The sequence below is a fragment of the Streptomyces sp. NPDC058157 genome, from assembly GCF_042884105.1.
GTDB lineage: Bacteria > Actinomycetota > Actinomycetes > Streptomycetales > Streptomycetaceae > Streptomyces.
Genome location: NZ_JBHVUQ010000298.1, coordinates 1 through 6,795, shown reverse-complemented (window position 1 = coordinate 6,795; position 6,795 = coordinate 1). Strand labels below are relative to the sequence as shown.

Below are 6,795 nucleotides of genomic sequence, written 5' to 3'. Positions count from 1 at the left end.
GTGGCAGGTGTGATCAGGAGCCCCGGTTCGAGCCGTGACTCGGACACGGCCTCTGACGGGTCACCAGCCTCGGTCGTAGATCGCCCGCAGCCACGGTTCCCTGACGGCGGGCATCCGGGCGAGCGTGTACCGGAACGCCTCCCTGGACGGCCGGAACGGGTACCAAGGGTGCGGCGGCAGCGGGTCGTCCCGCTCCACGCCTGCCGGCAGCCCGCCGACCACCGGCAGCCGGGTCCGGTGAGACGGGAAGGCGAGTTCGGCCCAGAGTGCGGCATCCACAGGTACCGGCATCGCCCCGGCGCGCGGCTGCCACATGTCTCCCGTCTGCGGATGGACCGGCACCAGCACCAGGTCGGCGGACGGCTCGCCGAACCCCGGCCCCGCCAGGTCCAGCCGCTGCGCACCTTCCCCGGCGGGCAGCAGCGCGCCAAGTGCCCGGCCGAGGAGTTCCGCGACCGGCCCGGGCGCCACCTCGACCGGCGCGCCGCCGGCGGCAACCACCACGTGGGCGAGGGCCACGCCCGCCGGGACGTCCCGGTACTTGCTCAGCCGGTGCCACAGCGCGCCGGTGGCCCGCAGCTCCGCCCAACCCATGACCGGCCGCTCCGGCGGGCCGGGCGGCCGCACCACTGCCTGCGGGACGAGCCGGACGACCTGCCAGCACCCGCAGTCGTCCATCCTCGTTCCCACGGGCAGATCACAGTCCAGGCAGGCGAGGTTCGGCCCGTCCCTCCCGTCGATCCCCATGCAGTAGCCCCCGGCCCGTTCGAGGATCAGCCGGGTGTTGCGCATGTCGCCGGGTGCGAGGAGAACGGTGTCCGGCGGCCCGTCGGACAACGCTCCGAACGGCGCGAAGCGCCCCCGTTTCGCAGCCTCGCGAGCTCCGACCCCGTCCCACTGCCGCCACGGAGGCCCGTACGGTGCGGGGTCGACGGCGTAGGACCCGGCCTCCAGGAGTGGCGGGTGCAGCTTCTCCCAGTGGGCGTCGGCGAGATGGACCGGCAACGCCACCTCCGACACCGCCGCCGTCAGCACCGCACCACAGCCCGCACATCCGAACACCGCCAAGCTGTCCCCTCCCGCTGTCGAAGCAGCTGCATCCCACCAAGCGGGCGGACCGGGGAGCAAGGGGTTTTCAGACGACGCACAACGCCGGCCTTCGCAGCAGACTCGTCCGACTAAGACGACTGACCTGCGCCTGCACGGTCGGCGCGTGCGGACCGCAGTGGACCCGCCCCGGTGAAGACCTTGTCCCAGGCGCCCTCGGCGGCCGAGTTCCGAAGCCGATCGTGGGCGCCCTTCGGTTGGCCGAAGTGCTCGGGCAGGTCCGTCCACGGCATCGGTGCCGTCAGGTCATGGCGGAGAGGGGGAATGCGTAGAGGCGCGATTCGGGGCCATTGTCCGCCTTATTTGCGTTGTCCCGGAACCGGTCCGCGCAGCGCACGTAGACGGTGCTGTCAGCCCAGAAGATGTCGAGCACTTCCTTCTCCGGCAGGAGCCGCACCGGCCCTCGCCGCCCGGTTCGCACGTCCACGCGGACCAGGCCGACGCCCTCGACATCCGCTCGCAGGATCAGCGGGTCCCCCTCACCCACGACCACTGGCGCGTTCCCGGACTGGGAGGGGGAGAACAGGTCGCGGTACAGCCAGCGCTGTGTGCCGGTGCGGATGTCCACAGCCAGAGTTCCACTGGACTTGTCGTCCGGTGCGTACTTGACCATCACGACGGTGTCGCCGAAGACGCGGGGCGCGAACGCGTCGGGAACGGACCACAGGCGTTTCCCGTCCGTAGCGGACCAGGCTTCCACACCGCCGGCGGGCAAGGTGTCCAGAAGTACCTTGTGCTCGGCGACGGGCTTGGCCCCGTCGAGTCCCTTGTAGGTGCCGACGAGCCGGCCGGTGTTCGAGTCGAGCACCGCCAGGTCGCTGCCGGTCTGGAAGAAGATCCGGTCGGCGGCTTCGCCGACGCAGGGCCGATCCTCGGACCCTTCCCATTCCCAGGTCCACAGTTGCTGCCCGTCCACCTCGCCGATCGCGATCCAGGGGCCACCGCTGAACCCTGCGCGCGCGAGCACAGTGCCGGACGCCTTCGCCAGGCCCGTGACAGCATCCGACTTTCTCGCTGCGGGTAGTTCGTAGCGCCATTGGACGTCGCCGGTCGCGTGGTGCAGGGCCGAGACGTACGGGCCCTGGCCGACGAACACGGCGACCGGCTTCGGGATCACGAACGTGCCGCTCGTGACCTGGTTTCTGAGCGGGTCGTACTCCCAGCGGGCGATCCCTGTGCGTGGGTCCAGGGCCCTGAGAGGGCCGCCCGCGCCGTCGGTGGCGTAGAGCGTGTTCTCGGTGAAGGGTTTCAATTCGTCGGCGTCCCGCGATACTCGCCAGAGCTGCTTGCCCGTGCGGGAGTCGTACACCACGGCCGGCTCATCACTGGCGGCACTGCCGACGACGACCACGGGGCCTGCCATGGTCGGCCGGGCGTCGGGCTGGAGTGAGAGCTTCCACGACGGCCTGAGCGTGCTGTTGGCCGATCCCTTGTTTCCTCCGTCGCCACTGCCGCTGTCGGGGAGTAACTGCGGCACGGCGATCACGGTCGACACCGAGACCACACCGAACAGTCCGAGGAGCACCGTCCGCCGCTGAACCGGCCGCTCGCGCCGCGGCTCCGCACGCCCTGCCGGGACAGGCGGTTGCGCGGGCATCGCGGGCGCGGGTCGTCCGGTCGTCTCCTCCGCTCCCAGCTCGTGCAGCACGGCTCCCAGGCGAGCCGCCGTCTCCGCTGCCGAAGCGGGCCGGTTCTCCGGGGACTTGGCGAGCAGCTCCATCACCAGCTGCTCGAGACCGGCGTGCAGCCCCGTGCGGCGGCTGGACAGTGGCGCGGGAGTCTCCGTCGAGTGGGCGATGATCTGTGCGAGGGCGTCCCGGTCCCCGAACGGTGGTATCCCGGTCAGGAGTTGGTAGAGCAGGCAGCCGACCGAGTAGAGGTCCGAGGCCGGGCCGACCGCCCCTCCGCGCGCCTGCTCGGGTGACATCCAGGGGGCGCTGCCGAGGACCCCGCCGGCCTGACTCAGCCGGTCCAGTCCGAGCTCGGGATGGAACCAGGCGATGCCGAAGTCGAGGACGCGAACGACGCCGTCCGCGGCGACCATCACGTTGGCCGGCTTGATGTCCCGGTGCACGATGCCCCGTTCGTGCGCCGCGCCCAAGGCGACGCACACCTGACGGGTCCACTCCACGGCCCGCACCAGGGAGGGGGGACCGTCGGCCGCGAGGATGCGGTCGAGCGGCCACCCGGCGGCCAGGGCCATGACGATGAACAGGGTGTCGCCGTCCCGCCCGAAGTCGTGCACGGTCACCACATGAGGGTTGTCGGACAAGCCGGCTGCGGCCCGCGCCTCGCGCTCCAGCCTCGCCGCCGCGTCGTCGGTGACACCGGGACCGGCGACCGTCTTCACCGCGACCTCACGGTGCAGGAGCAGATCCTCCGCCCTCCAGACGACGCCCATCCCTCCTGCGCCAAGCCGCGCGAGCAGTCGATAACGCCCGGATAAGACCCGCTCTGCCATCGTCATCCCCCTGTCACGGCACGGACCCTGCCAGCCTAGGGCGTCAGTCCCCTGACAGGACGAGGATCTTGTTCAGCGGAGACTCCACCTCGCCACCGTTTTCATCCGGTCGCCAGCGTGATCCGAAGGAAGGGGCCACTACCTCCTTACCGGACCCGCCGGAGACGTCCCTGTACCGTCCGGCGGCGGACGGCCTCATGCCCGCCCTGACGGGCTCGCCCGCGGGCGGGCGGTCGAGGCCCCGGGTGACCGGGGTCAGTGGGCGGCTGGCGCGGGCGTCGGTGCCGCCTCGGGGTAGGCGTGGGTCATGGGGGAGTGGCCGGTGGTGAGGAAGTCGTGGATCGCCGCCAGGTAGACGGTGCGCTGGACGCGGCCGACGCGCGCGGCGTCGAGTGCGTCGAACGCGGCGTCGGCGCCTTCGGGGCTGTTGCCGGTGGCCGCCCGCAGCCGGGTGAACTCCTCGCGGGTCAGGTGTCCGTCGCCGTCGTGGTCGGCCAGGTCGAAGAGGGAGCCGAGGGCGGGGCGGCAGGATTCCTCGAAGGCCTCGTGTCCGGCCCAGTCGCGGTACTCCTCGTAGGTGACGGCGCCGTCGGCGTTCCCGTCCATCTGCCGGAACACCTCCGCGTGCGCGACGCGGGCCGCGGCGACCAGGGGGTGGTGCGGGTCGCGCCCGCACGCGGCGGCCGCCCGGTCGACCCGGGCGAGGTACTCGGCCGGGGTGATGACCCCGTCCCCGTCAGCGTCCAGCATGGCGAAGATGCGCCGCTTGGCAGTGTCCGACATCCCGTCATTCCCTTTCCTCGGTCCGCGCTTTCGTTCCTCCGGAACGGAAACGCACCGGGACGCCCACGGTCACCGTCCTGGGCCGTGATCCACCCGCTTGATCCATCCGGCTGATCCGCGAACGGCTGCCCCGACGGCCATTCGGTGGACATGACGGTGCCCGACGGGCGACGCCGCTCGGTGACCGGTCGCCGCTCGGCCGCTGGTGACGTCGTTCGTGTCCTGTCTGGTCGCCACCACCACGTGTCCGTGCGTCTCCTGGCGCGCCCTGAGCGGCACGACCAGCGCGGCCCCCCACGCCCCGGACGGACCCGCCGGTCCGGACACGGGCGGTGCACGCAGCGGCAAGGTGCGGGGCGCGCTCGGACAACCGGGCTGACCTGGGAGGACCTACGTTCGGGGAGTGCCAGCCACGCCCCCCCGTGGGACTGCTGGCCTCCACGACCACTCCGGTCCCCGAAGCCCGTTTCACGACAGGACGCTCCCATGTTCGACATCACCCAGGTACACGCCGGCCCGAGCACGGACCTGTTGACGCCCGACAACGCCGTCATGATCTTCGTCGACCACCAGCCGCAGATGTTCTTCGGCACCGGCAGCGGTGACCGCGCCGCGATCATCAACAGCACGGTCGGCCTCGCGAAGGCGGCCCGCGCGTTCGACGTGCCCGCCGTCCTCACCACCGTCGCCGCCGAGTCCTTCTCCGGCCCGCTCCTGCCCCAGCTCGCCGCCGTCTTCCCCGACCAGAAGCCGATCGACCGCACCAGCATGAACGCCTGGGAGGACGAGGCGCTGGTCGAGGCCGTCCGCGCCACCGGTCGTAAGAAGATCGTCCTGTCGGGGCTGTGGACCGAGGTGTGCCTCGTGCTGCCCGCCCTGTCCGCGCTGGAGCAGGGCTACGAGGTCTACGTGGTCTCCGACGCCTCCGGCGGCGTGACCCCGGCCGCCCACGAGCACGCCCTCCAGCGGATGATCGCCGCCGGTGCGGTGCCCGTGACCTGGGTGCAGGTCCTGCTGGAGCTCCAGCGCGACTGGGCCCGCCAGGAGACGTACGGCGCCGTCATGGAGGTCGTGAAGGAGCACGCGGGCGCGTACGGCCTGGGCGTCGTCTACGCGCAGGCGGTCATCGGCGCGCACGCGGCGGGCTGACCTCCTTGGACACCGGCCTGCTGATCCTGCGGCTGCTCGTGGGCCTGCTCATCGCCGGCCACGGGGTGCAGAAGATCAGTACCCACCTCGGCGGGAAGGGCCTCGACGGCGGGGCCCGAGAGTTCCGCGCCGACGGTTTCCGCGGCGGCGCCCTGACCGCCCTCGCGGCGGGCGGCGGCCAGATCGGCTCCGGGCTGCTGCTGACGGCCGGGCTGCTGACCCCGCTCGCCGCGACCGGGGCCATCGGCGTCATGACCGTCGCCCTCACCGTGAAGTGGTCCAACGGCCTCTGGGTGCAGAACGACGGCTACGAGTACCCCCTGGTCCTGATCGGAGCGGCCGCCGCCCTGGCGGCCACCGGCCCCGGCGCCTGGTCCCTGGACGACGCGCTGGGCCTGACGCCGTACCCCCTGTGGTGGACGGCGCTCGTTCTCACGGCCGGAGTCGGCAGCGGGCTGCTCACCCGGCTCGCCCTGCACCGCGCCCCCGCCGCCTAGGCACCGCCCAGGGCCCCGTACCGGCCCGGCCGCCGGCCGACACCCCCGAGGACCGGCGGCCGGGCCACCCACACCGCACATCCGTGCACGACCCCAGGAGAACCCTCCCCATGGAGACCGCCACGGGCGGCGGCCAGCCGCTGCTGCACCAGAAGGGCCCCGAGATCCAGCGTTTCGGGACGGTCAGACAGCTTCCCCCCGTGACCTCCGTCCCCCGCCCGCCCGACGGAGTCGAACCGGTTCCGGTCATGCTGTCGCGGCTGCTCGACGCGCACGAGCGCATCCTCGTCGACGCCCGCGACGCCGCCTCCCGGATCTCGGCCGAGGGCGACGAGGGCAGCAACGACCTTCTGATCTCCGAGGTCGTCCGGACCGGGGAGGCCCAGGTGTGGTTCCTCGCCGAACACCTCGTCGACACCCCCTTGGTGCGGGTGTGACGCGGTCCGGAGCGCCGGCCCGCCAGGTGGTCCTCGCGGAGCCGCACGCAGCCGCGTCCGAGACGTCCGGGGTGTACGAGGCGTCCGAGGTGTACGACGTCGTGGTGATCGGCGCCGGACCGGGCGGGGAAGTCCTCGCCGACCGCCGGCTTTTTGGCCTGCTGCGCTCCACCGCGCAGGTCATCCTGGTTGGAGCCGGAACTGTTCGGGCAGAGGGATACGCAGGCGAGCTCGTGAGTGCGCAGACCCGGTCCTGGCGCACACGGCAAGGACTCCCAGCCCACCCGGGCATCGCCGTCGTTTCCGCGTCACTGGACCTGGACCCAGAGTCCGGCTTCTTTGCCGCCGCACCGGTGAAGCC

At 72.1% G+C, this 6,795-nt stretch carries 6 protein-coding genes and 1 pseudogene; 4 read left to right on the top strand and 3 right to left on the bottom strand.

Annotated features, from left to right (window positions below):
* Positions 1-60 precede the first annotated feature (60 nt).
* The 3 genes from ACFVXK_RS36175 to ACFVXK_RS36165 form a co-directional block, all read right to left on the bottom strand.
* The gene (locus ACFVXK_RS36175) at positions 61-1,068 is read right to left on the bottom strand and encodes a hypothetical protein (protein WP_389620853.1); all 1,008 of its coding nucleotides are present in this window, start codon (positions 1,066-1,068) and stop codon (positions 61-63) included.
* A 280-nt stretch (positions 1,069-1,348) separates the two neighbouring features.
* Positions 1,349-3,568, bottom strand: coding sequence for a protein kinase (locus tag ACFVXK_RS36170; protein ID WP_389620850.1), 2,220 nt, complete (start codon positions 3,566-3,568; stop codon positions 1,349-1,351).
* A 255-nt stretch (positions 3,569-3,823) separates the two neighbouring features.
* Positions 3,824-4,351, bottom strand: a complete 528-nt coding sequence (locus ACFVXK_RS36165) for an EF-hand domain-containing protein (protein ID WP_389620847.1) — start codon at positions 4,349-4,351, stop codon at positions 3,824-3,826.
* A 486-nt stretch (positions 4,352-4,837) separates the two neighbouring features.
* On the opposite strand from ACFVXK_RS36165, the gene ACFVXK_RS36160 reads away from it, so the two are divergent.
* The 4 genes and pseudogenes from ACFVXK_RS36160 to ACFVXK_RS36145 all read left to right on the top strand — a co-directional run.
* Entirely contained in the window at positions 4,838-5,500 is a 663-nt protein-coding gene (locus tag ACFVXK_RS36160; protein ID WP_389620844.1) for a hydrolase, read from the top strand.
* Positions 5,501-5,505: 5 nt separating this feature from the next.
* A complete protein-coding gene (locus tag ACFVXK_RS36155) occupies positions 5,506-5,997 on the top strand; it encodes a DoxX family membrane protein (protein WP_389620841.1) in 492 nt (163 codons plus the stop codon).
* 110 nt (positions 5,998-6,107) lie between these two features.
* A complete protein-coding gene (locus ACFVXK_RS36150; protein ID WP_389620838.1) occupies positions 6,108-6,434 on the top strand; it encodes a ferritin-like domain-containing protein in 327 nt (108 codons plus the stop codon).
* 89 nt (positions 6,435-6,523) lie between these two features.
* Positions 6,524-6,795, top strand: a pseudogene (locus tag ACFVXK_RS36145) (hypothetical protein); the annotation flags it as partial.

What these genes read in the sequence shown, in the direction of transcription:
- ACFVXK_RS36170 (WP_389620850.1), bottom strand. Translation starts at nt 3,568, where the DNA reads ATGGCAGAGCGGGTCTTATCCGGGCGTTATCGACTGCTCGCGCGGCTT.
- ACFVXK_RS36165 (WP_389620847.1), bottom strand. Translation starts at nt 4,351, where the DNA reads ATGTCGGACACTGCCAAGCGGCGCATCTTCGCCATGCTGGACGCTGAC.
- ACFVXK_RS36150 (WP_389620838.1), top strand. Translation starts at nt 6,108, where the DNA reads ATGGAGACCGCCACGGGCGGCGGCCAGCCGCTGCTGCACCAGAAGGGC.
- ACFVXK_RS36160 (WP_389620844.1), top strand. Translation starts at nt 4,838, where the DNA reads ATGTTCGACATCACCCAGGTACACGCCGGCCCGAGCACGGACCTGTTG.